General features: G+C 56.8%; 22 protein-coding genes. 5 read left to right on the top strand and 17 right to left on the bottom strand.

The features are described from left to right. From hscA to trmJ, 7 genes are all read right to left on the bottom strand, one after another. The gene (hscA, locus tag ABLU78_RS04340; protein WP_048229243.1) at positions 1-1,851 is read right to left on the bottom strand and encodes a Fe-S protein assembly chaperone HscA; all 1,851 of its coding nucleotides are present in this window, start codon (positions 1,849-1,851) and stop codon (positions 1-3) included. A 15-nt stretch (positions 1,852-1,866) separates the two neighbouring features. Beyond that, complete coding sequence (gene hscB, locus ABLU78_RS04335; protein WP_012540869.1) at positions 1,867-2,382, bottom strand: co-chaperone HscB; 516 nt, start codon at positions 2,380-2,382, stop codon at positions 1,867-1,869. A 74-nt stretch (positions 2,383-2,456) separates the two neighbouring features. After that, the gene (gene iscA / locus ABLU78_RS04330) at positions 2,457-2,780 is read right to left on the bottom strand and encodes an iron-sulfur cluster assembly protein IscA (protein ID WP_012540868.1); all 324 of its coding nucleotides are present in this window, start codon (positions 2,778-2,780) and stop codon (positions 2,457-2,459) included. A gap of 19 nt (positions 2,781-2,799) precedes the next feature. Beyond that, positions 2,800-3,186: a Fe-S cluster assembly scaffold IscU gene (gene iscU / locus ABLU78_RS04325; RefSeq protein ID WP_004866383.1), complete on the bottom strand. Its 387-nt coding sequence runs from the start codon at positions 3,184-3,186 to the stop codon at positions 2,800-2,802. Between the two features lie 26 nt (positions 3,187-3,212). Beyond that, on the bottom strand, positions 3,213-4,427 hold the full coding sequence (gene iscS, locus ABLU78_RS04320) for a cysteine desulfurase (RefSeq protein ID WP_015703173.1): 1,215 nt from the start codon (positions 4,425-4,427) through the stop codon (positions 3,213-3,215). Between the two features lie 177 nt (positions 4,428-4,604). Further along, positions 4,605-5,096, bottom strand: coding sequence for a Fe-S cluster assembly transcriptional regulator IscR (iscR, locus tag ABLU78_RS04315; RefSeq protein ID WP_015370314.1), 492 nt, complete (start codon positions 5,094-5,096; stop codon positions 4,605-4,607). Between the two features lie 244 nt (positions 5,097-5,340). Beyond that, a complete protein-coding gene (gene trmJ / locus ABLU78_RS04310; RefSeq protein WP_015370313.1) occupies positions 5,341-6,075 on the bottom strand; it encodes a tRNA (cytosine(32)/uridine(32)-2'-O)-methyltransferase TrmJ in 735 nt (244 codons plus the stop codon). Between the two features lie 120 nt (positions 6,076-6,195). Between trmJ and suhB the strand changes: the two genes are divergently transcribed. Continuing rightward, on the top strand, positions 6,196-6,999 hold the full coding sequence (suhB, locus tag ABLU78_RS04305) for an inositol-1-monophosphatase (protein WP_015370312.1): 804 nt from the start codon (positions 6,196-6,198) through the stop codon (positions 6,997-6,999). Positions 7,000-7,047: 48 nt separating this feature from the next. Here the strand turns inward: suhB and ABLU78_RS04300 are convergent, their stop codons facing one another. Together ABLU78_RS04300 and ABLU78_RS04295 are read right to left on the bottom strand one after the other, a co-directional pair. Continuing rightward, a complete protein-coding gene (locus tag ABLU78_RS04300) occupies positions 7,048-8,028 on the bottom strand; it encodes a nickel/cobalt transporter (RefSeq protein WP_048229245.1) in 981 nt (326 codons plus the stop codon). Beyond that, positions 8,019-8,657: a DUF1007 family protein gene (locus tag ABLU78_RS04295; RefSeq protein ID WP_032708890.1), complete on the bottom strand. Its 639-nt coding sequence runs from the start codon at positions 8,655-8,657 to the stop codon at positions 8,019-8,021. Before ABLU78_RS04295 ends, ABLU78_RS04300 begins: the two co-directional genes overlap by 10 nt. A 124-nt stretch (positions 8,658-8,781) precedes the next feature. Here ABLU78_RS04295 and csiE point away from each other — a divergent pair, with 124 nt between their 5' ends. Next, the gene (gene csiE, locus ABLU78_RS04290) at positions 8,782-10,059 is read left to right on the top strand and encodes a stationary phase inducible protein CsiE (RefSeq protein WP_047080765.1); all 1,278 of its coding nucleotides are present in this window, start codon (positions 8,782-8,784) and stop codon (positions 10,057-10,059) included. Here csiE and ABLU78_RS04285 read toward each other — a convergent pair. Next, positions 10,056-11,192, bottom strand: a complete 1,137-nt coding sequence (locus ABLU78_RS04285) for a 3-phenylpropionate MFS transporter (RefSeq protein WP_015370308.1) — start codon at positions 11,190-11,192, stop codon at positions 10,056-10,058. The genes csiE and ABLU78_RS04285 overlap by 4 nt on opposite strands. Before the next feature lie 299 nt (positions 11,193-11,491). On the opposite strand from ABLU78_RS04285, the gene ABLU78_RS04280 reads away from it, so the two are divergent. After that, positions 11,492-11,914: a DoxX family protein gene (locus ABLU78_RS04280; RefSeq protein WP_015370306.1), complete on the top strand. Its 423-nt coding sequence runs from the start codon at positions 11,492-11,494 to the stop codon at positions 11,912-11,914. 56 nt (positions 11,915-11,970) lie between these two features. Here the strand turns inward: ABLU78_RS04280 and glyA are convergent, their stop codons facing one another. Then, positions 11,971-13,224, bottom strand: coding sequence for a serine hydroxymethyltransferase (gene glyA, locus ABLU78_RS04275; RefSeq protein ID WP_015370305.1), 1,254 nt, complete (start codon positions 13,222-13,224; stop codon positions 11,971-11,973). A gap of 324 nt (positions 13,225-13,548) precedes the next feature. On the opposite strand from glyA, the gene hmpA reads away from it, so the two are divergent. Next, positions 13,549-14,739, top strand: coding sequence for an NO-inducible flavohemoprotein (gene hmpA / locus ABLU78_RS04270; RefSeq protein ID WP_015370304.1), 1,191 nt, complete (start codon positions 13,549-13,551; stop codon positions 14,737-14,739). Between the two features lie 73 nt (positions 14,740-14,812). On the opposite strand, the gene glnB is transcribed toward hmpA, so the two are convergent. The 5 genes from glnB to purL form a co-directional block, all read right to left on the bottom strand. Continuing rightward, on the bottom strand, positions 14,813-15,151 hold the full coding sequence (gene glnB, locus ABLU78_RS04265; RefSeq protein ID WP_002914032.1) for a nitrogen regulatory protein P-II: 339 nt from the start codon (positions 15,149-15,151) through the stop codon (positions 14,813-14,815). 65 nt (positions 15,152-15,216) lie between these two features. Continuing rightward, entirely contained in the window at positions 15,217-16,554 is a 1,338-nt protein-coding gene (gene glrR / locus ABLU78_RS04260; protein ID WP_015370303.1) for a two-component system response regulator GlrR, read from the bottom strand. After that, positions 16,541-17,233, bottom strand: coding sequence for a two-component system QseEF-associated lipoprotein QseG (qseG, locus tag ABLU78_RS04255; RefSeq protein WP_026612244.1), 693 nt, complete (start codon positions 17,231-17,233; stop codon positions 16,541-16,543). The genes glrR and qseG overlap by 14 nt, the downstream gene beginning before the upstream one ends. Positions 17,234-17,250: 17 nt before the next feature. Next, the gene (locus ABLU78_RS04250) at positions 17,251-18,687 is read right to left on the bottom strand and encodes a HAMP domain-containing sensor histidine kinase (RefSeq protein ID WP_080957151.1); all 1,437 of its coding nucleotides are present in this window, start codon (positions 18,685-18,687) and stop codon (positions 17,251-17,253) included. 562 nt (positions 18,688-19,249) lie between these two features. Next, positions 19,250-23,137, bottom strand: coding sequence for a phosphoribosylformylglycinamidine synthase (purL, locus tag ABLU78_RS04245; protein ID WP_047053264.1), 3,888 nt, complete (start codon positions 23,135-23,137; stop codon positions 19,250-19,252). Positions 23,138-23,310: 173 nt separating this feature from the next. Here purL and mltF point away from each other — a divergent pair, with 173 nt between their 5' ends. After that, on the top strand, positions 23,311-24,930 hold the full coding sequence (gene mltF / locus ABLU78_RS04240) for a membrane-bound lytic murein transglycosylase MltF (RefSeq protein ID WP_026612242.1): 1,620 nt from the start codon (positions 23,311-23,313) through the stop codon (positions 24,928-24,930). Here mltF and tadA read toward each other — a convergent pair. Next, positions 24,927-25,430 (bottom strand): tRNA adenosine(34) deaminase TadA, encoded by a 504-nt coding sequence (tadA, locus tag ABLU78_RS04235; protein WP_015370298.1) that lies wholly within the window; start codon positions 25,428-25,430, stop codon positions 24,927-24,929. The two genes, mltF and tadA, sit on opposite strands and share 4 nt — an antisense overlap. Positions 25,431-25,464 lie beyond the last annotated feature (34 nt).

The raw sequence follows: 25,464 nt of genomic DNA, 5'->3' as shown, positions 1-25,464 counted from the left end.
TTAAACCTCGTCCACGGATTGGCCTTTCAGCGCAGCGCGGACCGACTGGTCCATGCGGCGTGCGGCGAATTCCTGGGTTTGTGTGTCGATATTTTTAATGGCTTCTTTAATCGCGTCGGCATCTTCGCCTGCCGCGGCGGTGCGAACCTGCTCCGCGGCGGCATCGATAACCTGACGCTCTGCGGCGCTTAACAGCGCGGCGTCGGCGGCCAGCGCGCTTTCCAGGCTCTCCAGTACGCGAGCGGCTTCGACTTTCTGTTCAGCCAGCATACGCGCCTGAATATCCTGTTCGGCGTAGCTCATCGAATCTTTAATCATGTTGGCGATTTCGCCGTCGGTCAGGCCGTAAGACGGTTTCACCTGGATTGAGGCTTCCACGCCGGTCGATTTCTCCATCGCCGTGACGCTCAGCAGACCGTCGGCATCAACCTGGAAGGTCACGCGAATATGCGCCCCGCCCGCCGGCAGCGCCGGGATACCGCGCAGCGCAAAACGCGCCAGGGAGCGGCAATCCTGCACCAGCTCACGTTCGCCCTGCATCACGTGAATAGACATCGCCGTTTGGCCATCTTTGAAAGTGGTAAACTCCTGCGCCCGGGCCACCGGAATGGTGGTATTACGCGGGATCACTTTCTCTACCAGGCCGCCCATGGTTTCCAGCCCAAGCGACAGCGGGATAACATCAAGCAGCAGCAGTTCGCTGTCCGGTTTGTTGCCGACCAGAATATCTGCCTGAATCGCCGCGCCAATGGCGACGACTTTGTCCGGGTCGATAGAGGTCAGCGGGGTTCGGCCAAAGAATTCGCCAACGCGCTCACGCACCAACGGCACGCGGGTGGAGCCGCCAACCATCACCACTTCCAGCACTTCTTGCGCTTCAACGCCGGCGTCTTTCAGCGCGCGACGGCAGGCCATCAGAGTACGTTTTACCAGTGGGGCAATCAGATCGTTAAACTGGCTACGGCTGATATCGCCCTGCCAGCCGCCGACCTCAACGTGCGCCACGTCGGCATCGCTCAAGGCGATTTTCGCCGCAATGGCGGCATCCAGCAACTCACGCTGCAGGCGGTTATCGCTACGGTCGCGGAGACCCGCCTGCTCGCGCAGATAGTCGGCCAGCAGATGGTCGAAATCATCGCCGCCGAGAGCGGAATCGCCGCCGGTCGCCATCACTTCAAACACCCCGCGGCTTAAGCGCAGAATGGAGATATCAAAGGTACCGCCGCCGAGATCGTAAACCGCAATCACCCCTTCCTGGCCGGAATCGAGGCCGTAGGCGATAGCCGCCGCGGTCGGCTCATTGAGCAGGCGCAGCACGTGCAGGCCCGCCAGACGCGCCGCGTCTTTGGTTCCCTGACGCTGAGCATCATCGAAATAGGCCGGAACGGTAATGACCACGCCGTCGAGATCGCCCGCCAACGCTTCGGTCGCCCGGGCAGCCAGCGCTTTGAGGATATCGGCGGAGACCCGCACCGGGTTCAGCAAGCCGCCGGCGGTCTGGAGCATCGGCAGTCCATTTTCGCTGGCCTGCAGCTGATACGGCAGATGCGGATAGCGGGTTTGAATATCGGCGAGGGAACGCCCCATCATTCGCTTCACCGAGCTGATGGTGTTCACCGGATCCTGAGCGGCATTGAGCCGGGCTTCATAGCCGACGGTCAGCCCTGAGGCGTGGTAGTTCACGACCGACGGCAGCAGGTAGCGGCCTTGATGATCGGGCAGAGTTTCGGCCTGGCCGCTACGCACGGTAGCAACCAGAGAATTGGTGGTGCCAAGGTCGATACCTGCCGCCAATCGACGCTGATGCGGCGCGGCGCTCAGACCAGGCTCACTAATTTGTAATAGGGCCATAATTGCTTCCGAAAATTAAAAATCGAGCAGTTTTTCTTCGAGTTCTTCAGCACTGCTGCGCAGTTTATCGAGAAAACGGAGCTTGCGTACAGTATCAGCCGCCGCATCCCAGGTCTCGTTTTGCAATTGTTCAACCATCAGTTGATGGCGGGTATCAAACAGCGCTTTTACCCGTTTGATAAAAGCTTCCAGCCGCGCTTCGTCTTTCGCCTGGCCGATTTCATCGAGCTCTTCGCGCAGTTCCAGCTGCTCCATCAGGAACGCGGTGTCGCGGACGGTGTGCTGCTCGCTGGCGAGGTCAAAGCCGTGCAGCGAAAGGAGATATTCCGCACGGGTCAGCGGATGACGCAGAGTCTGCCAGGCCTGGTTAATGGTGGCGGAGTGCTGAACCGCAGCCAGCTGTTCCGCAGCGGGCGCGCTGGCAAATTTATCCGGATGGTACTGGCGCTGCAGATCCTGATACCGGACAGCCAGTTGTTCGAGCGAGAGGGTATAGCTGGCTGGTAACCCGAAGAGGGTGAAATAGTCCATAGTAACCTCAGGGTCATGCATCTAAACGAAAACCCCACGCGCGGCGTGACCGCGGTGGGGTTGGGGATTACCGATTATACGTTAAAGCTTTCGCCGCAACCGCACTCATCTTTCACGTTCGGGTTAGTAAATTTGAACCCTTCGTTAAGGCCTTCTTTGACGAAGTCCAGTTGAGTGCCGTCGAGGAATTGCAGGCTCTTACCGTCGATCACGACTTTCACGCCTTTGTCTTCAAACACGGTGTCTTCTGCCGCCGGCTCGTCAACAAATTCCAGTACATAAGCCATACCTGAACAGCCGGAGGTTCTTACCCCCAGACGCAGGCCAAAGCCTTTACCGCGGTTCGCCAGGAAGGAATTGACTCGCGCTGCTGCACTGTCGCTTAAGGTAATCGACATAACAAACCTCAACTCTTAATTATTTTGCTTCACGTTTGCTTTTGTAATCCGCAATCGCGGCTTTAATCGCGTCTTCCGCCAGGATAGAGCAGTGAATTTTCACCGGCGGCAGTTCCAGTTCATCGGCGATATCGGTGTTCTTGATAGCCTGCGCTTCGTCCAGCGATTTACCTTTCACCCACTCGGTGACCAGGGAGCTGGAAGCGATAGCGGAACCGCAGCCATAGGTCTTGAAGCGCGCGTCTTCAATGATACCTTCATTGTTGACTTTAATCTGCAACTTCATGACGTCGCCGCACGCCGGCGCGCCAACCATACCGCTACCGACGCTGTCGTCGCTGTTGTCGAAGGATCCGACGTTGCGCGGATTTTCGTAATGATCGATGACTTTTTCGCTGTATGCCATGTTGAATTCTCCTTATCGGTGCCGAATTAGTGATGTGACCATTCAATGCTGTTCAGATCCACGCCCTGCTTGAACATTTCCCACAGCGGAGAAAGGTCGCGCAGACGGCCGATGGAGTTACGAACCAGCTTGATGGTGTAGTCAATCTCTTCTTCGGTAGTGAAACGACCTAAAGAGAAACGAATAGAACTGTGCGCCAGTTCATCAGTCATGCCTAACGCGCGCAGCACGTAGGATGGCTCAAGGCTCGCGGAAGTACAGGCTGAACCGGAGGAAACCGCCAGGTCTTTCAGCGCCATAATCAGCGACTCGCCTTCAACATAGTTGAAGCTGACGTTGAGAATGTTCGGCGCGCCCTGCTCAAGGTCGCCATTCAGATAGACTTCTTCCATATCTTTCACGCCGTTCCACAGACGGTCACGCAGGCCGCGCAGGCGCGCCATTTCGCTTTCCATCTCTTCTTTGGCGATACGGTAAGCTTCGCCCATACCGACGATCTGGTGGACAGGCAGGGTGCCAGAACGCATGCCGCGCTCGTGACCGCCGCCGTGCATCTGCGCTTCGATGCGGATACGCGGCTTACGGCGTACGTACAGCGCGCCGATACCTTTCGGGCCATAAATTTTGTGACCGGAGAAGGACATCAGGTCAACTTTCAGCTGGCTCAGATCGATAGGCAGTTTGCCCACGCTCTGGGTGGCGTCAACGTGGTAAATGATACCGCGGGCGCGGCACATTTCGCCGATGGTAGCGATATCCTGCACCACGCCGATTTCGTTGTTCACGTGCATAATGGAAACCAGGATGGTGTCGTCACGCATCGCCGCTTCCAGTTCTTTCAGATCGATAATACCGTTGCTCTGAGGAGCAAGGTAGGTCACTTCAAAACCTTCGCGCTCGAGCTGACGGCAGGTATCCAGCACCGCTTTATGCTCAGTTTTGCTGGTGATGATGTGCTTGCCTTTTTTCTGATAAAAGTTGGCTGCACCTTTAATCGCCAGGTTATCGGATTCCGTTGCGCCGGAGGTAAAGACGATTTCGCGCGGATCGGCGCCGACCAGTTCGGCAATCTGATTACGGGCGATATCTACCGCCTCTTCAGCCTGCCAACCGAAACGGTGAGAACGTGAGGCCGGGTTACCAAAGGTCCCGTCCAGGGTCAGGAACTGCATCATTTTCTCGGCAACACGCGGGTCCACCGGCGTTGTTGCGGAGTAATCGAGGTAAATCGGTAATTTCATTGCTCTTAAACTCCGTACATCACTCAATGCAAGGAACCAGGCAACCGGCTTGATGTACGACCGAGTACACGAGATGTCTCAACATCCCGGCCTGATTCTGAAAATCTTTATTATTGCTATCTACCCTGCCGTTTCACCTTGCAGCCCGTAAGCCGCAAGCTGAAACTAAGCCTCGTGCTAGGCGCGCAGTTTTACGTCAATGGCGTCCTGAGAACGCGTAGTACGCTGAGATTCATGATTGTGCTGACGACCAGAAACATCGAGGATTTCCTGGTTATTCACCAGTTCGCCCAGGGTGATGTTGTTGAGGAAACCGGTCAAACGTTCGCTCAGATCGCGCCACAGCGCGTGGGTCAGACACTTATCGCCACCCTGGCAGCCGCCTTTACCCTGACAACGGGTGGCGTCAACGGATTCGTCTACGGCGCTGATCACTTCGCCTACGGCGATGCTGCCAGCTTCTTTACCTAACAGGTAACCGCCGCCTGGTCCACGAACGCTGGATACCAGACCATTTTTACGCAGGCGAGAGAACAGCTGTTCCAGATAGGAAAGCGAAATTCCCTGACGCTCTGAAATATCTGCCAACGGAACCGGACCCGTTTCAGAGTTGAGCGCAACGTCAAGCATTGCGGTCACGGCATAACGCCCTTTAGATGTCAGTCTCATGTCTTACTTAACCTCAAACTCGCCCCTGCCCGGGCTTTTTATTAATATGGGTATTGCATAGCAGGGCCAAGTCTGACATTCCCGAGTAAATTGGTCAACTATTTACTTGACTGTTTTAGTCAGGTATTTGGCTTTCCGTGCCGTTATTGATTTCGAGCCGCTCCCGGGGTCGGCCAAAGGCCTCGCCCGGGCTACAACAGATTCGTAGGCCGGATAAGCGAAGCGCCATCCGGCGTTAACGCGCTTACTTACCTTTATTCTGCTGCTCAATAGACGCCAGCATCCCGCGCAGGATGTTCAGCTCCTGGCTTTCCGGACGCGCGCGGGTGAACAGACGACGCAACTTGTTCATCACCTGCCCCGGATGATTCGGACGGATAAAACCGGTCGCCAGCAGCGTCTGCTCAAGGTGGCCGTAGAAACGTTCTAAATCATCGACCAGCGGATATGGCGTTTCTTCATGTTCAACCGCTGGCTGCGCCTGCTCCTGAGTCGCCAGCCAGGCCATTCGCACTTCATAGGCGATAACCTGCACCGCCATTGCCAGGTTCAGCGAGCTGTACTCGGGGTTGGCGGCGATCGCCACATGATAGTGGCACTTCTGCAGTTCGTCGTTAGTCAGGCCAACGCGCTCGCGGCCAAAGACCAGCGCGACCGGCGCATGCTGACCTTCGGCGACGCTTTTCAGGCCGCATTCGCGCGGATCCAGCATCGGCCACGGCAGCGTGCGGGAGCGCGCGCTGGTGCCAACCACCAGGCTACAGCCCGCCAGCGCTTCATCAAGGGTATCGACGATCTGCGCGTTACCAATCACATCGCTGGCGCCAGCGGCCAGCGCGATGGCCTGGGAATCAGGTTTCACCAGCGGGTTGACCAGCCACAGGTTAGTTAAGCCCATGGTTTTCATCGCGCGGGCAACGGAGCCCATATTGCCGGTGTGTGAGGTTTCTACCAGTACGATTCGAATATTTTGCAGCATTATGGTTCTTCGGCTAAAGATTATTCGTGCATGCTAACATAAAACGGAGACATAAGCAGAATTCGCTGTTAATATATGCGCCGTTTTTTCCCGTTCTTTAACATCCAGTGAGAGATACCGATGCATCCGATGCTGAACATTGCCGTGCGCGCAGCGCGCAAGGCGGGTAATTTAATTGCCAAGCACTACGAAACGCCAGATTCCGTAGAAACCAGCCAGAAAGGCAGCAATGACTTTGTGACTAACGTCGATAAAGCCGCAGAAGCGATTATTATCGAAACCATTCGCAAGTCTTACCCACAGCACACCATCATCACCGAAGAAAGCGGCGAGCACGCTGGTGAAGATCAGGATATTCAATGGGTTATCGATCCACTGGATGGCACCACCAACTTCGTTAAACGTCTGCCGCACTTCTCTGTTTCCATCGCCGTACGCATTAAAGGCCGTACTGAAGTCGCGGTGGTTTACGATCCAATGCGTAATGAACTGTTCACCGCCACCCGCGGCCAGGGCGCGCAGCTGAACGGCTACCGTCTGCGCGGCAGCAACGCTCGCGATCTCGACGGTACTATCATCGCCACCGGTTTCCCGTTCAAAGCGAAGCAGCACGCTACCGCTTACATGAACATCCTCGGTAACATGTTCACCGAGTGCGCTGACTTCCGTCGCACTGGTTCCGCCGCGCTGGATCTGGCCTACGTTGCCGCTGGCCGCGTTGACGGTTACTTTGAAATCGCCCTCAAACCGTGGGATTTCGCCGCTGGTGAACTGATCGCTCGTGAAGCAGGCGCCATCGTTTGCGACTTCACCGGTGGTCATAACTATATGCTGACCGGCAACATCGTAGCCGGTAACCCGCGCGTCGTGAAAGCGATGCTGGCGAACATGCGCGAGCAACTGAGCGAAGCGCTGAAGCGTTAATTTCTCACTGAATGTAAAAAGGAAGCCGCGGCTTCCTTTTTTTATACACTAAAACGGACGCAAGCCGCCGCCCGGCGGGATCGCGCTACTCCACATCACGACAGCAGCCGTCAACAGCGCCACGCCGCCGGCCAGCGCCAGCGTCGCCCAGCCAACCTGTTTCCACATCGCCGGCGTCTGATGGCGACTCAGGCGGATAGCCAACTGGCGGAATCCATGCACCAACAGCGCCAGCCCGCTTATGGTCAGCGACGTTCCCGCCGCCATTACCAGCGCGGCAGCCATGCCCCAGCCAAAGACGCCGATCACCTTGCTGAACAGCAGCACCATAATCGCTCCCGAGCAGGGACGCATGCCCATCGACAGTACAATCGCCAGCCTGGCGCGCCAGTCGTCGCCACTCTGTAGTTGATCCGGCGCCGGAAGGTGCTGATGGCCGCAGCCGCAATGTTCATCATGGACGTGATGCGGGGTAAAAGCGGTAAACGTTGGCCGCCGCAGCAAGACTCGCAGTTTTTTCAATGCCCGCCAGCACAGTAAAAGCCCCAATGCGCCGACCAGCAGATAGCTCCCCTTCTCCAGCCAGAAGCTGCTGAGATGCAGTTGACGCGCCGGAAGCTGCAGCAGCGTCAATACCACCACCACCAGCGCTATCGCCACCATTCCCTGCAACAGCGATGCCGCCAGCGTCAGCGCAATACTCGATTTCAACTTTGAGGGATGGGTGGCAAGCCAGGTGGTAATCACGATTTTTCCGTGACCGGGGCCAAGCGCGTGCAGTACGCCGTAGACAAAACTGAACCCGAGCAGTGACAGCCCCGCCGCTGACGGATTATCCGCCACCGCCTGCAGCAGTTGGCTGAGCTCAAGATTCAGTGAACGCTGCCAGACCGCGCTTTGCAACAGTACCTGCGGCCAGGCGAGCCACAACCAGATACCGCCCACGACGGTCAGCATCAGAAACAACGCCAGCGGCCAGAATGATTTCCAGCGCGGCGCCCGCGCTCGCGGCGTAAAGACTACTGACATGTCAAGGTCACCTTCTGGGCGAAGTAGTTACCCAGTTCCATATCTTCCGGCGGCGCGTCCTCTTTATCGAGCGACTGCGCATAAGACAACATTTTGTCGTTGGGTTTCGGCGTCATTACCGTGGCCTTGCAGGAGGCCCGCAGCGCGGCAGGCAACGAAAAATCGCTATCCTGCTCATAAAACATATCGACGTAGTAGGTCGGATCGAAGGTGGATAAAGTAAAGGTTTGTCCGGCAACAGGTTGCGGTGTCGCCAACGGCAAGGTGAAGGTGAGTACCGCCTGCAGCCCGCTACGCGCAAGGCCGTAGCCATCCGGGCGGTTAGCAAACTTAACCCGCTGGCCGTTGTGCCACAGTTCGCTGAAGTAGTGCTGGCCGAGTACGTTGGCCATGACCTCCGCCGCCAGTTTTTTCCATACTTCGCTGCCCGCCTTTGCATTGCCGGCATCATAGAGCAGATCCGCTGAAGTTATTTCGTCCATCGTCCAGCGCATCTTAAAGCCGGTCAACAGACCGTCTTTCACCACGGCTTCACTCTGCAAATTAATGAAGCTGTGCGGATGCGCAACGGCTGACAATGATAAAACCATGAAAAATGCCGCACCGACGCAGTGTTTCACTTTCTTCATCTGTTCCTCGCGTGAAAAATTCTGTGAACTTCGCCAGCAATCCTGATCTAAAGGCCGCGGCCCGCCCTGCTCACCCTGCATCCTTTGGCTATTCTTAGCTGAAACCCTAACTGGAACTTACCAGATGATGACAGTGATTGAACCACCATCTGCGCTTTCCAGTCCACAGCGCCGTAGCCAGGTGCTCCTGATGTTCTATCTTCCGGGACAATCCGTCACGCCGCAACAGCTGGTCAGGCTCAACCAGGTGGATGAGGCGACGGCCCAACAGGATATCGCGGAGACGGGGCGCGAAATTCAGCGTTATCATCGACTGACTCTCGCGTCGCAGATGGACGGCAGCTATCGGATTGAAGGCGCCGCGCTCGATCAACGCCTGTGCCTGCTGCACGCTCTCCGGCGTGGGCTACGCCTGTGCCCGCATTTCGTTCATCACCATTTTACCCCGGCGTTAAAAACGCAGCTTAAACAGCAGGGTATCGCGCGAACCTTATATGATGATACCAATCTTCAGGCGCTGGTGAATCGCTGCGCTCGCGCGCTCAATCGGCAGTTCGACTGCCGGGACGGTCAGTTCCTGCGCCTGTATCTTCAGTACTGCCTGCTACAACATCATCTGGGCCAGTCGCCGGATTTCACCCGTGAGCAGCGCAACTGGGCGCAGGCCGCGGCGGAATTTAACCTCGCCGCCGAAATCGTCCGCCACTGGCAGCGCCGGGTCAGCGCCACGCCCCATGCCGGCGAACAACTTTTCCTGACCCTGCTGTTTATGTTACTGAAAACCCCGGATCCCATTCACGACGGTCATCAACAGGACAGACGCCTGCATCTGGCGATCTCCCGCTTGATCCATCGTTTCCAGGATCTGGCGGGACGGCCATTCAGCGATGAACAAGGGTTGAGTGACCAACTCTATATCCATCTTTCGCAGGCGTTGAACCGCAGCGTATTCGCCATCGGTATTGATAACGCTTTACCGGAGGAGATCGAACGCCTGTATCCGCGCCTGATGCGTACCACCCAGGAGGCATTACGCGATTTCGAAACGGCCTATCATATTCAATTTAATCAGGAAGAGGTCAGCTTAATCGCGGTGATTTTCGGCGCGTGGTTGATGCAAAAAGCCGACCTGCATGAAAAGCAGGTAGTGCTGCTGACGCGGGAAAATAGCGAACTGGAACAGGCGCTGGAAATGCAATTGCGGGAATTAACGCTGCTGCCGCTGAATATTAAATACTTAAGCGTGACTCAGTTTCAGCAACAAGGCGCGCCCAAGGATGTGACCTTAGTGGTCACGCCTTACACCACCGCGCTACCGCTGTTTTCGCCGCCGCTGTTTCATGCTGAAGAGAATTTTAGCGATCACCAGCGGCAGCAGATTTGCAAAATGCTTGAGGATTAGGCGCTCACCGCCTTCGGTCGCACGATCAGCGCCGGTAGCGCCACCAGCGCCATCACCCAGAAGACGCCCTGATGCAGGTGCTGGTAGAGGAAACCAGCAAACACCGTCATCACCGCGATGCTGCCGCCCATCGCCACCGCCGAGTAAACGGCCTGCAGGCGGATAACCTCACTTCCCTGCCGCGCGGCGATATAGCGCATGGCCGCCAGATGACAGACGGTAAACGTTCCGCAGTGGAGGATCTGCGCGACCAGTAGCCATGGCAGCGCGGTCGTCCAGCCCATAATCGTCCAGCGCGCCACCCCGCACACCGCCGAGAGCAGCAGCAGGTCGCGGGCGCTAAACCGACGGAACACTTTTTTACTCAAGGCGAAAATCACCACTTCGGCGACGACGCCGAGCGACCATAAATAACCGACGGCGGAGGCAGAATAACCGGCCTGCTGCCAGTATAGCGCGCTGAAGCCATAGTAGGCGGCATGCGCTCCCTGCAACAGACAGACGCAGGCTAGAAAACGCCAGCTTTGCCGCACCAGGCTAAGCCACGCCGGTAGTCCGGCCGCCTCCTGATGGCGGCTCTCCCCCTGAGGCATCACTGAAGGTTTCAGCAGCATGCCCAACAGCATCGAAGCGGTGCCCAGGCTTAACAACAACAGGATCGCCCGGTAATCAAACAGACTCACCAGCTTGCCGGTCAGCGCAGAACCGATGACAAAAGCAATCGATCCCCACAACCGCACCCGGCCGTAATCCATGGTGATCTGCTTTTGCCAGGTGTTGGCCAGCGCATCAGTTAAGGGTACCAGCGGCGAGAAAAAGAGGTTGAATCCGACGATGACCACCATCAGCCAGGCCACCTGCCCGCCGACCCAGAAGGCGAGAGCAAACAGCAGCGTCAGCAACGCCAGGATACGCAAGGCGCTAATCAAACGAGAAGGATCGCTGACCCGCGGCGCAATTAGCAGGCTGCCCAGAAAACGCGCCACCAGCCCGGCGCCGAGCAGCACGCCAATGGTTTCGGGCGTCAGGCCAACGCCTGCCAGCCAGACGCTCCAGAATGGTAAAAAAATACCGTAGCTAAAAAAGTAGGTGAAGTAACTTAGCGCCAGCCAGCGCGTGGAGTGCAAGACCATGATTCCCTCCCGAATGGAAGCTCTAGTCTGGCGATAAAGCGCATACTGAGCAAACCCATGTCTCACTATCTTCATGGTCGTTAAGTACATTTCTCTTAAAATCGTGAGCATTGTCACGCGATGAGTGTGCGACATGGCGGGCAGTATGAAAAAAAATCCGATAACCGGGCATCAGAGCGCTTCCCTCGTATCGGCTTAATCGCCGCTCAACGAGGCGCAACAATATTATTTTCCCAGCGTGGCGGGGAGTAAAAATGTGTATTACGTTTAGATCACACGCCTGTGATAAAGGACTGATTATGAACACGCTACGCTATTTTGACTTTGGCTCTTCCCGCCCTGTCCTGCTGTTAATCGCACGTATTGCGATCGTGCTGCTGTTCATTATTTTTGGCTATCCGAAACTGATGGGGTTTAGCGGAACGGTACAATATATGGCTTCTTCCGGCGCGCCGATGCCGACGCTGGCGGCGATCATCGCGGTCATCATGGAGGTACCCGCCGCTATTCTGATTATTTTAGGTTTCTTCACCCGCCCGCTGGCGGTGATCTTTATCTTTTACACCCTGGGTACCGCGGTTATCGGCCATCATTACTGGGATATGACCGGCGATGCGGTATTGCCGAATATGATTAACTTCTATAAGAACGTCAGTATCGCCGGGGCCTTCCTGCTGCTGGCGATAACCGGACCAGGTTCGATTTCGCTGGACCGTCGATAACCAGCAGACACAAAAAAGGCCGCAATCGCGGCCTTTTTTATCTTAACGCGGCAAGATTACGCGTAAACCGGGAAACGGGCGCAGATATCCAGCACTTTACCTTTGACGCGCTCAATAACAGCTTCGTCGTTGATATTGTCGAGAACGTCGCACATCCAGCCAGCCAGCTCTTTCACTTCCGCTTCTTTAAAGCCGCGGCGAGTCACAGCCGGAGAACCGATACGGATACCGGAAGTCACGAACGGGCTCTTCGGATCGTTCGGTACGCTGTTTTTGTTAACGGTGATGTTGGCGCGGCCCAGGGCGGCGTCAGCTTCTTTACCGGTCAGGTTTTTATCTACCAGATCCAGCAGGAACAGGTGGTTTTCAGTACCGCCGGAAACCACTTTGTAACCGCGGTTCAGGAACACTTCCACCATCGCTTTGGCGTTTTTGGCAACCTGCTGCTGATAAACTTTGAACTCTGGCTCCATCGCTTCTTTCAGCGCCACCGCTTTCGCGGCAATTACGTGCATCAGCGGGCCGCCCTGCGCGCTTGGGAACACGGCGGAGTTCAGTTTCTTGTACAGCTCTTCGCTACCGCCTTTCGCCAGGATCAGGCCGCCGCGCGGACCCGCCAGGGTTTTGTGGGTGGTAGTAGTAACAACGTGGGCGTGCGGAACCGGGTTCGGATAAACGCCGGCGGCAATCAGGCCCGCTACGTGCGCCATATCGACGAACAGGTAAGCGCCGATGCTGTCAGCGATTTCACGCATTTTCGCCCAGTCAACGATACCGGAGTAAGCGGAGAAGCCACCGATGATCATCTTCGGTTTGTGCTCCTGGGCCTGCTTCGCCATGTCTTCGTAGTCAATTTTACCGGACTCATCGATACCGTAAGGAATGATGTTGTACAGTTTACCGGAGAAGTTAACCGGGGAACCGTGGGTCAGGTGGCCGCCTTGCGCCAGGTTCATACCCAGCACGGTATCGCCTGGTTGCAGCAGAGCGGTATAGACGGCAAAGTTAGCCTGCGAGCCGGAGTGCGGCTGCACGTTAGCGTAGTCGGCGCCGAACAGTTCTTTCGCGCGGTCGATAGCCAGTTGCTCAACGATATCCACGTACTCGCAGCCACCGTAGTAGCGCTTGCCCGGATAACCTTCGGCATATTTGTTAGTCAGCTGGGAACCCTGAGCCTGCATCACGCGCGGACTGGTGTAGTTCTCGGAGGCGATCAGTTCGATGTGCTCTTCCTGACGTACTTTTTCCTGCTCCATAGCCTGCCACAGTTCGGCATCATAATCGGCAATGTTCATTTCACGCTTTAACATCCGCATCTCCTGACTCAGCTAACGATAAAATTTTGGCCTAAAAAGGCGGTCCTGATGGACAACGGCCCACAGTATAACCGAATCATTCTGTGATAACAGGTCTTGACAAAGGATTTTACGCAAACGATTGGCTCCACAGCACACAAGGCTTTGAGCAATAACGCATCAAACATTATCAACGGATTTCTTTTCAGGTTTGTGATGCAAATTCTTCATGTTGTAACTGCTTTGCGGCAAAGTGATAAAGAACCATTTACATAGCAGGGTTATTTATATAAGATGCATTTGAAATGCATCAATAGGATAACATTTAAGGAAGCTGCTATGCTCGACGCTCAAACCATCGCCACGGTCAAAGCCACCATTCCCCTGCTTGTAGAGACCGGCCCAAAGCTAACCGCGCATTTTTATGACCGCATGTTTACTCATAACCCGGAGCTCAAAGAGATCTTCAATATGAGTAACCAGCGCAACGGCGACCAGCGCGAAGCGCTGTTCAACGCTATCGCCGCCTACGCCAGTAATATCGACAACCTGCCGGCCCTGCTGCCGGCGGTTGAAAAAATCGCCCAGAAACATACCAGCTTCCAGATTAAACCGGAGCAGTACAATATTGTCGGCAGCCATCTGCTGGCGACCCTCGACGAAATGTTTAGCCCAGGCCAGGAAGTACTCGACGCCTGGGGCAAAGCCTACGGGGTGCTGGCGAACGTCTTCATCAACCGCGAAGCGGAGATCTATCAGGATAACGCCAGTAAAAATGGCGGCTGGGAAGGTACCCGCGCGTTCCGCATTGTTAAGAAGACCCCGCGCAGCCAGCTTATTACCAGCTTTGAACTGGAGCCTGTCGACGGTCAGCCGGTCGCCGATTACCAGCCAGGACAGTATCTGGCTATCTGGTTGAAGCCGGAAGCCTTCGAATATCAGGAAATTCGTCAATACTCTCTGACCCGCAGAGCGGACGGTAAAGGCTATCGCATCGCGGTGAAACGCGAGAATGGCGGCCAGGTGTCCAACTGGCTGCATAACCACGCCAGCGAAGGCGACGTAGTCTATTTAGCCGCGCCAGCGGGCGACTTCTTCCTCAACGTGGAAGCGCAGACGCCGGTGACCCTGCTCTCCGGCGGCGTCGGCCAAACGCCAATGCTGGCGATGCTGGATACGCTGGCCAAAAGCCATCATCAGGGCCAGGTGAACTGGTTCCACGCGGCGGAAAACGGTGACGTTCACGCCTTTGCGGACGAAGTGAAGGCGCTTGGCGCGGCGCTACCGAAGTTTACCTCTCACGTCTGGTACCGCAGCCCGAGCGAGGCCGACCGTCAGGCAGGACGTTTTGATAGCGAAGGTTTGATGGATTTAGCGCCGCTGGCGGAAAATATTCGCGACCCGCAGATGCAATTCTATCTCTGCGGCCCGGTAGCGTTTATGCAGTTTGCGGCGAAGCAGCTGGTAGAATTAGGGGTCAATAAAGACAACATTCATTACGAATGTTTCGGCCCGCATAAGGTTCTGTAAGCCCAACGACGCGGGGATTTGTAGGCCGGGTAAGCGCAGCGCCACCCGGCAATACTGCAGCGAGCGGCGAGGATTAAATCGCCGCGTCGTCTTCTTCACCGGTACGGATACGAATCACCCGCGCCACGTCGAAGACAAAGATTTTACCGTCGCCGATTTTACCGGTCTGGGCGGTACGAATGATGGTATCGACGCAGGTATCGACGATATCGTCCGTCACCACGATTTCAATTTTCACCTTCGGCAGAAAATCCACCATATATTCCGCGCCGCGGTACAGCTCGGTATGCCCTTTCTGACGACCAAACCCTTTGACTTCGGTGACCGTCATGCCGGTGATACCGACTTCCGCCAGCGCTTCACGCACGTCATCCAATTTGAACGGTTTAATAATCGCATCAATCTTTTTCATGGTTTTCCTGTCTTTGTCGCGTAACCGGTTGCTTACCGTATCATAGCTTGCGCTATGCCGCGGGGCTACTCTTTAAAGTCGTTGGCGTCGAGCTCGTGGCGCGACAGCAGTTTGTAAAACTCGGTGCGGTTGCGCCCGGCCATCCGCGCGGCATGCGTCACGTTACCTTTGGTTATCTGCAAAAGCTTACGCAGGTAGTTGAGCTCAAACTGATTACGCGCCTCGACGAAGGTCGGTAGCGCGGTATTCTCCCCCTCCAGCGCCTGCTCCACCAGCGCATCGCTGATCACCGGCGATGAGGTCAGCGCCACACATTGTTCAATCACGTTAACCAACTGACGCACGTTGCCCGGCCATTTGGCGGCCATTAGCCGCTTCATCGCATCGGTGGAGAAGGCGCGCACGAAAGGTTTGTGACGGTCGGCGGACTGGCGCAATAGATGATTGGCCAGTAGCGGGATATCCTCCGCGCGCTCGGAAAGCGGCGGGATCTTCAGGTTAACGACATTGAGCCGATAGAACAGATCTTCGCGGAATTCGCCGCGCGCCATCGCCTTCGGTAGATCGCGGTGGGTCGCCGAAATAATGCGCACGTCGATGTCGATATCGCGGTTGCTGCCCAGCGGGCGCACCTTACGCTCCTGCAGGACGCGCAGCAGCTTTACCTGCAGCGCGACGGGCATATCGCCGATTTCATCAAGAAACAGCGTACCGCCCTCGGCGGCCTGAAAAAGCCCTTCGCGGTTGCTGACCGCGCCGGTAAAGGCGCCGCGCGCGTGGCCGAACAGTTCGGACTCCAGTAATTGTTCCGGCAACGCGCCGCAGTTAATCGCGATAAACGGTTTTTCGTGGCGCGGACTGGCGTTGTGGATCGCCTGGGCGACAATCTCTTTCCCGGTACCGCTCTGGCCGATAATCAACACGCTAACGTCAGACTGCGCCACCATACCGGCCTGCTCGAGCAGCCGCAGCATCTGTGGACTACGTGTGACAATCGCCTGTCGCCAGCGCTCGTCGGTGGCCGGCGAGCTCTGCTCGAGAGCATCGTCAATCGCTTTATATAGCGCGTCTTTATCGACCGGTTTAGTCAGAAAACTAAACACCCCTTTCTGGGTAGCGGCAACGGCGTCAGGAATAGAGCCGTGGGCGGTCAGGATGATGACCGGCATGCCGGGTTGCGCCTTCTGGATTTCAGCAAACAGCTGCAGGCCGTCCATTTCATCCATGCGTAAATCGCTCACCACCAGGTCCACCCGCTCGCGCGTCAGCACGCGTAGCGCCTCGGGCCCGCTTTCCGCCGTGACCACGCTATAACCCTCACTGACCAGTCGCATCCCCAGCAGCTTTAACAGCCCCGGATCGTCGTCCACCAGCAACAGGTGGGCGGGTTTACGGATCGTCATGGATCACCTCCGGTACCTTGTCGCTACCGCTATTAAAATTGCCGCCGGGCTTACGGCTGGAGAGCTGGCGCTCAATATCGGTAAGGTTTTCCAGCTTGCGGGTGGTCAGCTCCAGTTGGCTACGCAACTGCTGCTCCTGCTGACGCAAGGTTTCCAGTTCAGCATCGCTCGATTGCTGGAGTTTGCCGTAGCGGGAGCGCTCCTCAAATAACTGCAATTGCCGGGCCTGGCCGTCGCGCCACAGCCGGTACAGCGGGCGAACCTGCGCGGCGATTTGCGGGCTAAAGCTGTCGATGCGGGCAACCATTTCGCGACGCTCATCGGGGGTGATTTTGGCGTCGGCCAGCAGAATGCCGCGTTTCAACGCATCCTGCCAGTTATCATCGTTATGCAATTTGGCTTCGGCGCGGGCTTGTACCGGCGCCAGGCGATCCGCGCAGTCAATACCACGCAGCCAATACAGCGGGTTCTTATCACTGGCATCGTTTTCCAGCGACCAGATATTGGCGCAATCTACGGAGAGAAAATCCGCCACCTGATGTTCCGGTAGCTCGGGCGGCGCATTGCCGTCTGCGGCGCGCGGCGACATAGCGGCAGAACAACCCGCCAGCGTCAGGCAGCATAGGCCCGACAGCAGCCATCCCCGTAAAGGACGGCGCAATGCGAAAAAGAGGGACATATTCACCCAATGTTGATTCATGTGTTGGTTTTTCCCGGCTCAGCGGCGGGGAGCGAGATGCGAAAACAGATGAACCCGGGATTATCATCGACCAGGCTCAGCTCTCCCTGCATTTGCCGTACGCAGTCGCGGGCGATACTCAACCCCAGACCGCTGCCTTTTACTGCCCCTTTACGCAGGTGGCTTCCCTGATAAAAAGGCTCGAAAATCATGTTTCTTTCGGCGGCGGGGATCGGCTCGCCGCTATTGGCGACATCGATACGAACCTGCTCGCTGTGGCGGTAACTATGAATACGAATGTTACCGGATTCAGCGCCATAGTGCACCGCATTGGAGTACAGATTATCAAGCACGCTGGTCAGCAACGTCGGCTCCGCCAGGCAGAAGAGTTCATCCAGCGCCAGCTCGGTAGACATCATCTTGGCCCTTGCCGGTAAACTATGCGCGGAAACGACGGTCTGCGCCAGTTCGGCAATATCCACCTTCTGCCGCTCGACCGGGCCATCGGCCAGTTTACGGTTATAGTCGAGCAGCTGTTCGATCAGCTTTTGCAGATTGCGGCTGCTGTTATCAAGGATCTCAACGATTTCTTGCTGTTCCGTCGTCAGCGGCCCCGCTACCCGGTCCGCCAGCAGCTCCGTTCCTTCACGCATGCTGGCGAGCGGTGTTTTCAGTTCATGTGACAGATGACGAAGAAACTGGTGGCGTTGGGACTCCAGCCACGCCAGACGTTCACTCAACCAGATAATCCGTTTACCGACCGATCGCAATTCGCGCGGGCCGGTGAACAGCGCCGCATCATCCAGCGACTTTCCCTCTCCCAGGCGGTTAATCATCTTCTCGATGCCCTTCACCGGGCCGATGATCATGCGGGTAAACAGCAAAACCAGCGTCAGGCTCAGCAGAAACAGAACCAGCGCCTGCCAGCCGAAGAACTGCCCGCGCTCGGCGATCTCCTGCTGTAGCTGCTGGCCGCGGGAGAAGATGACCGTGCGGGTCGCTTGCACCATTTCACTGTTAGCATCGGCAAAGGCTTCGAGGCTCGCCGCGGCTTTGGCGTCCGGCGCGCTATTATGGCAACGCAATTGGGCCAGGTCGGCGAGGTTCTGCCGCAGGGTCTGCCAAATGTGAGCATCCGGCAACACGCCGGAGAGCGCCTCAAGCATTTCGCTATAACGCTTACGTTGATTTTGATAGACCCGCTCAAGAGTAGGATCGTCCAGCACGCAATACTGGAGATAGCTACGCTCCATTTCCAGCGAGGCGTTGACCATCGCTTCGCTACGCCGCGCATCAGTCAAGGTGGTGCGGTTAATATGCGCGGCCTGGGCGCTGAGCGCGTTCAGGCTTTGCCAGGCCTGCCATGCCAGCACCAACAGCGGCAGCATGATCAGCACAAAGGACAGCGTCACCAGTTGGCGCAAGGAACGGGGGAAAAGAGAGAATCGCTTCAAAGATATAGCCTCAACCATTAGCTCCTGAAGATGCTAACTGAGGATGGCGGAAACATCCACGGCAGAAACAATAAAGGCAGGCTCTAAAGCCTGCCTTTATTAAGGAATGAGGCGGTGCCTTACTCGACGTTTCGCCCGATGACTGATAAAGCAGAGCTGTTATCAGGAGTTGGACGGCAGGCACCTGTTTGTGCGTCATTCGAAGTTTATGTAGCGCTTCCCGAAGGGGCTGACATAAGAAGGTGAATGAGCCACTGCTGATTATTATGCACGAACTATGCCACCTTTCAAAACAAATTATTAACAGTATGATATATAACGAATTACATGCAATAACCCACTAAAATTCATTTGTCTATTCTTTGACCATAGTGTCGCCAATTGGCAACAACAAATCAGCCCTCAATTACACATATTTAAAATCAATAGCTTAAGTGTCGTCATTCAGAGACACCATTAAACCGCGTCTGTCGGTAATTCCCGACACTCTGATACGGCCTCGATCACAAATAAAAAAGCCCCCTGGATTAACAGGGGGCCCGTTTTCATCAACTTAGCGGTATTAACCCAGTTGCTTACGCGCGTTGCGGAAGATACGCATCCATGGGCTGTCTTCACCCCAGTTTTCCGGGTGCCAGGAGTTGCTAACGGTACGGAAGACGCGTTCCGGGTGCGGCATCATGATCGTCGCGCGACCGTTTTCGCTGGTCACCGCGGTAATGCCGTTCACCGATCCGTTCGGGTTCGCCGGATAGGTTTGCGTCACTTTGCCGAAGTTATCGACGAAGCGTAGCGCCACCAGGCCTTTGCTTTCAAGCGCGGCCAGGTGCGCGCTGTCCCGCACCTCCACCTGCCCTTCGCCGTGAGAAACGGCAATCGGCATCATCGAACCGGCCATGCCCTGCAGCAGCAGCGATGGGCTCTGGGTGACTTCAACCAGGCTGAAACGCGCTTCAAAGCGGTCAGAGTGGTTGCGTACGAAGCGCGGCCACAGGTCGCTTCCAGGGATCAGCTCACGCAGGTTGGACATCATCTGACAACCGTTACACACGCCCAGCGCCAGCGTCTGCGGGCGATGGAAGAAAGTGGCGAACTCATCGCGTACGCGTTCGTTGAACAGAATCGATTTCGCCCAACCTTCGCCTGCCCCCAGTACGTCACCGTAGGAGAAACCGCCGCAGGCCACCAGCGCATGGAAGTCGCCAAGACCAGTACGACCCGCCAGCAGATCGCTCATATGCACGTCGATGGCATCGAAGCCGGCGCGATGGAAAGCGGCCGCCATTTCAACGTGGGAGTTAACCCCCTGCTCGCGCAGCACGGCCACTTTCGGGCGCGCGCCGGTCGCAATATACGGCGCGGCAACATCTTCATTGATATCAAACGACAGCTTAACGTTAAGGCCCGGGTCGCTATCGTTAGACTTCGCCTGGTGCTCCTGATCGGCGCATTCTGGGTTATCGCGCAGGCGCTGCATCTGCCAGGTGGTCTCCGCCCACCACATACGCAGCGTGGTGCGGCTTTCGCTGAACAGCGGCTGACCGTCGGCGGTGATAACAAAACGATCGCCTGCCGTCGCCTGGCCTAAGTAGTGCACGCAATCTGCCAGACCATTCATCGCCAGCAGCGCTTCCACCGCTTCGCGGTCGGCGGCGCGAACCTGAATCACCGCGCCCAATTCTTCGTTGAACAGCGCAGCCAGACGGTCGTCGCCCAGCGCGGCGATATCGGCTGTTACGCCGCAGTGACCGGCAAAAGCCATTTCCGCCAGCGTCACTAACAAGCCGCCATCGGAGCGGTCGTGATAAGCCAGCAGCTTACGCTGCGCCACCAGCGCCTGCATCGCGTCCCAGAAGCCTTTCAGCTGCGCGACATCACGCACGTCGGCCGGCTGGTCGCCTAGCTGACGATAGACCTGCGCCAGCGCGGTGGCGCCCAGCGCGTTACGCCCTTGGCCGAGATCGATCAGCAGCAGGGCGTTATCTTCCGTAGAGAGTTGCGGGGTCACGGTGCCGCGCACGTCTTCAACGCGGGCAAACGCGGAGATCACCAGCGACAGCGGCGAGGTCATTTCGCGCTGCTCGCTTCCTTCCTGCCAGCGGGTTTTCATCGACATTGAGTCTTTACCCACCGGGATAGTCAGGCCCAGCGCCGGACACAGTTCTTCACCGACTGCTTTTACCGCCTCATACAGACCGGCGTCTTCACCCGGGTGACCGGCTGCCGCCATCCAGTTTGCCGACAGTTTGACGCGGTTGAGTTCGCCAATCTGCGTAGCGGCGATGTTTGTCAACGCTTCGCCGACCGCCAGGCGGGCAGAGGCGGCAAAGTCGAGCAGCGCAACCGGCGCGCGTTCGCCCATCGCCATCGCTTCGCCGTAGTAGCTATCGAGGCTGGCGGTGGTCACCGCGCAGTTGGCGACCGGGATCTGCCACGGCCCCACCATCTGGTCACGCGCCACCATACCGGTCACGGTGCGATCGCCGATGGTCACAAGGAAGGTTTTCTCAGCCACCGTCGGCAGATGCAGCACGCGGTTAACCGCATCGGCAATCGTCATTGGTTGACGATCCAGCTCGCTGCCCTGCGCTTTCAGCGTTTGCACGTCACGCGTCATTTTCGGCGTTTTGCCGAGCAGGACGTCCAGCGGCAGGTCGATCGGCCGATCGTTAAAGTGGCTGTCGCTCAGGCTAAGATGTTGCTCCGCCGTGGCTTCGCCGATCACCGCATAAGGCGCGCGCTCGCGGCGGCACAGCTCTTCAAACAGCGGCAGCTGTTCCGGCGCGACCGCCAGAACGTAACGCTCCTGGGATTCGTTACACCAGATCTCCAGCGGGCTCATGCCCGGCTCATCGCTGAGGATATCGCGCAGCTGGAATTTTCCGCCGCGGCCGCCATCGCTCACCAGCTCCGGCATGGCGTTAGAGAGACCGCCCGCGCCAACGTCGTGGATAAACAGAATCGGGTTCGCATCGCCCAGCTGCCAGCAGCGGTCGATCACTTCCTGACAGCGTCGCTCCATTTCCGGGTTGTCGCGCTGTACAGAGGCGAAATCCAGATCGGCATCAGACTGGCCGGAAGCCATGGATGACGCCGCGCCACCGCCGAGACCAATGTTCATCGCCGGGCCGCCCAGCACGATAAGCTTGGCGCCAACGGTGATTTCGCCCTTCTGGACGTGCTCGCCGCGGATGTTGCCAATACCGCCCGCCAGCATGATCGGTTTGTGATAGCCGCGCAGCTCTTCGCCATTGTGGCTGGTCACTTTCTCTTCATAGGTACGGAAGTAGCCATTCAGCGCCGGACGACCAAATTCGTTGTTAAACGCCGCGCCGCCCAGCGGGCCTTCGGTCATGATATCCAGCGCGGTCACGATACGCTCAGGTTTACCGAAATCCTCTTCCCACGGCTGTTCAAAACCCGGGATACGCAGGTTAGACACCGAGAAGCCGACCAGACCCGCTTTCGGCTTCGCGCCGCGCCCCGTGGCGCCTTCGTCGCGGATCTCGCCGCCGGAGCCGGTTGCGGCGCCCGGCCACGGCGAAATCGCCGTCGGGTGGTTGTGAGTTTCAACTTTCATCAGAATGTGCGCCGGCTCCTGATGGAAGTCATAGCGCCCGGTCTGGTAGTCGGCGAAATAGCGTCCGACTTCGGAACCTTCCATTACCGCGGCGTTGTCTTTATAGGCAGACAGCACATATTCCGGGTTTTTCTCGAAGGTATTCTTAATCATTTTAAACAGCGACTTCGGCTGTTGTTGGCCGTCGATAATCCAGTCGGCGTTAAAAATTTTGTGGCGGCAATGTTCCGAGTTGGCCTGCGCGAACATATACAGTTCAATGTCGTTCGGATTGCGGCCAAGCTTAACGAATGCGTCCTGCAGGTAGTCGATTTCGTCATCGGCCAGCGCCAGCCCCAGACGGAGGTTGGCGTCAATCAGCGCCTGACGTCCCTGGCCCAACAGGTCCACGCTGGCCACCGGTGTCGGCTGATGGTGAGCAAACAGCTTCTCTCCCTCTTCCAGCTCAGTGAAAACGCTCTCCATCATGCGATCGTGCAGCTCCGCCGCAACGGCGTCCCACTGCGCATCGCTCAGACCCTGTGCTTCAACGTAGTACGCCACGCCGCGTTCCAGCCGCACGACCTGCGATAAACCGCAGTTATGGGCGATGTCGGTAGCTTTGGAGGACCAGGGGGAGATAGTGCCGGGGCGAGGGGTGACGAGCAGTAATTTACCGGTTGGCGTATGGCTGCTGAGGCTTGGGCCATATTTAAGCAGTCTGACCAGTCTTTCGCGCTCCTCATCGCTTAGCGGGGCGCTCAGGTCGGCAAAGTGAACATACTCCGCGTATAAGGTGCTAACCGGCAGGTTGGCCGCCTGAAAACGTGCCAGCAGTTTGTTGATACGGAATGCCGACAGTGCAGGTGAACCACGCAAAATATCCATCATAAGTCTCTCGTCTTCGAAGCTTTCAAGGTGAGCCAGGGGGAAACGGGCGCCATTATAGAGAATCCTGAGCCCCGACGAAACCGTTTGCGTAGAAATAAAATGATTCATCAGTTTTATCAATAAATGTGACATGAATCGCGAATATGTTGCCAACTGGCGCATTCTTAAGCAAAATGCCGCTCAACTTACGGCAACCTTTTACTTTTTCCGGATATACCCAGCTGAGGAACTCCACGCTGCAGAAAATTAACTATTTGAAAAAATTAAAGATTAATTATCTGCTGATCGGCGTCGTCACCCTTTTGTTGGCGGCGGCGCTGTGGCCGTCTTTACCGTGGATGGGAAAACCGGAGAACCGTGTTGCCGGGATCATTGCTCGCGGCGAACTGCGCGTGAGTACAATTAACTCGCCGCTGACCTACGCCGCCATCAACAACAAAGACTACGGTCTCGATTACGAACTGGCGAAACGCTTCGCCGATTACCTTGGGGTGAAGCTGAAAGTCACCGTGCGGCAGAATATTAGCCAGCTATTTGACGATCTCGATGCCGGTAAAACCGATATGCTGGCCGCCGGGCTGGTCTATAACACCGAGCGGGTAAAGAACTATCAGGCGGGCCCCACCTATTATTCCGTTTCGCAGCAGCTGGTCTATCGCGTTGGCGGTAATCGTCCGCGTACGCTGGCCGGGATCAACGCCGAACAGCTCGCCATCGCCCCAGGCCACGTCGCCCTCAACGACTTGCAGGCGCTGAAGGAGAGCAAATACCCGGACCTCAACTGGCGCGTTGATGAAAAGCGCGGCACCACCGCCCTGATGCAGGCGGTCATCGACGGCACGCTGGAATATACCGTCGCCGATTCCGTCGCCGTCAGCCTGTTCCAGCGCGTACATCCGGAGCTGGCGGTGGCTCTCGACATCAGCGATGAACAGCCGGTCACCTGGTTTAGCGAAAAAAGCGAAGACAATTCACTATCGGCAGCCATGCTCGATTTCTTTAATAGTATGAATGAAGACGGCACCCTCGCCCGCCTGGAAGAGAAGTATCTCGGCCACGGCAACGACTTCGACTATGTTGATACCCGCACCTTCCTGCGCGCGGTACAGAATACGCTGCCGGATCTGAAGCCGCTGTTTGAGAAATATGCCCGACAGATCGACTGGCGACTGCTGGCGGCGATTGCCTGGCAGGAGTCGCACTGGGATCCGCAGGCCACCTCGCCGACCGGCGTGCGCGGTATGATGATGCTAACCCGTAACACCGCCCAGAGTTTAGGTCTGACCGATCGTACCGATGCCGAACAGAGCCTCGACGGCGGCATGCGCTATCTGCAGGATATGATGGCCAAAGTGCCGGAGGCGATCCCAAAAGAGGAGCGGATCTGGTTTGCGCTGGCGGCCTATAATATGGGCTACGCGCATATGCTTGACGCGATGGCGCTGACTAAAAAACAAAAAGGCAACCCGAACAGCTGGTCCGACGTTAAGCAGCGTCTGCCATTGCTGAGCCAGAAGCCCTACTACAGCCGCTTAAAATATGGCTACGCCCGCGGCCATGAGGCTTACGCCTACGTGGAAAATATTCGTAAGTACCATATCAGCCTGGTTGGATATTTGTCTGAACAGGAAAGGAAAGCGGCGCAAGAAATGGCGATTGCCGAAGCTTATCCAGCCGTCGCGCCGGAAGAACTCGATAGCGAGCATAAAGAGTATGCGATGCCCTTCTTTAAATTCCGCGGCGAAAAGCTCGTCGACAACGTTAAGCTGAAGTTGCCGACAATGGGACGTTAGCCCTCTTCCTGACGCGCTTTCTTCAATGCCTTTTTCTCTTCCCGCCGCCAGCGGAAGAAGTCGCTCAGCATCGCGGAGCAAGATTCAGCCAGAATTCCCTCGGTAATTTCAACCCGGTGGTTCATCCCCGGATGATGCAGCACATCGATTAACGACCCGGCCGCGCCGGTTTTAGCATCGCGGGCGCCGAACACCAGCCGCGAGATGCGGCTATGCACCATCGCCCCGGCGCACATCACACAAGGCTCCAGCGTGACGTACAGCGTGGCATCAATTAAACGATAGTTCTGCAGGACCAGCCCTCCCTGACGCAGCGCCATAATTTCGGCATGGGCGGTAGGATCGTGACGACCAATTGGCCGGTTCCAGCCCTCGCCGATGACCTGATTGTTATGCACCAGCACGGCGCCCACCGGCACCTCGCCCTCTTCCCAGGCGCGTTTCGCCAGCGTCAGCGCATGGCGCATCCAGTATTCATCGTTAAATTCGTGATCAGACACAGCGGCACTCCTGCAGAAAAAGCGGGGCGCATTA

Origin of the sequence: Klebsiella sp. JN_Kp122 (genome assembly GCF_040062085.1) — a bacterium.
GTDB lineage: Bacteria > Pseudomonadota > Gammaproteobacteria > Enterobacterales > Enterobacteriaceae > Klebsiella > Klebsiella aerogenes.
This window is presented reverse-complemented; position numbering and strand designations above follow the sequence as displayed.